This is a genomic window from Sneathiella sp. (genome assembly GCF_036960985.1).
GTDB lineage: Bacteria > Pseudomonadota > Alphaproteobacteria > Sneathiellales > Sneathiellaceae > Sneathiella.
This window is the reverse complement of record NZ_JBALWD010000074.1, coordinates 1-569: the sequence shown is the minus strand read 5'-3', so window position 1 is coordinate 569 and position 569 is coordinate 1. Positions and strand designations below refer to the sequence as shown.

The following is a 569-nucleotide window of genomic DNA, read 5'->3' as shown; positions in this document are numbered from 1 at the left end:
GCTTCCCTCAAGTTGGTATGCAGATAGATAACCATCAGGATCAAATTACTATTAACAAACCAGACGAACAGTACACCGAACACGAGTTGGAATGATTTGAAAAGCGGGTTTGGGCCGTTATGAGTTTGCAATTAACTGCAATCCTACTGGACAGATACAAACAACTGGTACAGAATCTATGTAAGTAAGGAGGCTTAACAAGCTTTAACCTATTGATTAATAAAGAAATGGTAATTTGCCGCGGTTTCTCCACGTCACCCCGCCACTTTAGTTTCAGAATAGGCGTTTTCTTTTCTAACCTTTGATAATCTCCACTTATCGGACCCTAAAAACAGCCTCTTGGAGGGCGTGAAGGGCTATGTAGAAGACGCCATCTCTCCCAACACACGGCGGGCTTATAATTCTGATCTAGCTCACTTCACAAATTGGGGTGGGACAATCCCGGCGACGAAAGAGATGGTGGCCAGTTATCTGGCGGATCGTGCAACGTCGCTAGCCACGGCGATGGGAGCACTTCTAATAGTTAAGGCGGGATGTAGTGAGTGAAGCTAGTATTTTATGAATGAAAA

1 protein-coding gene is annotated in these 569 nt (G+C 44.5%); it reads left to right on the top strand.

From position 1 onward, the window contains the following. The first annotated feature begins 348 nt into the window (after nt 1-348). On the top strand, nt 349-546 hold the full coding sequence (locus tag V7723_RS19725) for a hypothetical protein (protein ID WP_335686215.1): 198 nt from the start codon (nt 349-351) through the stop codon (nt 544-546). The last annotated feature ends 23 nt before the right edge of the window (nt 547-569 follow it).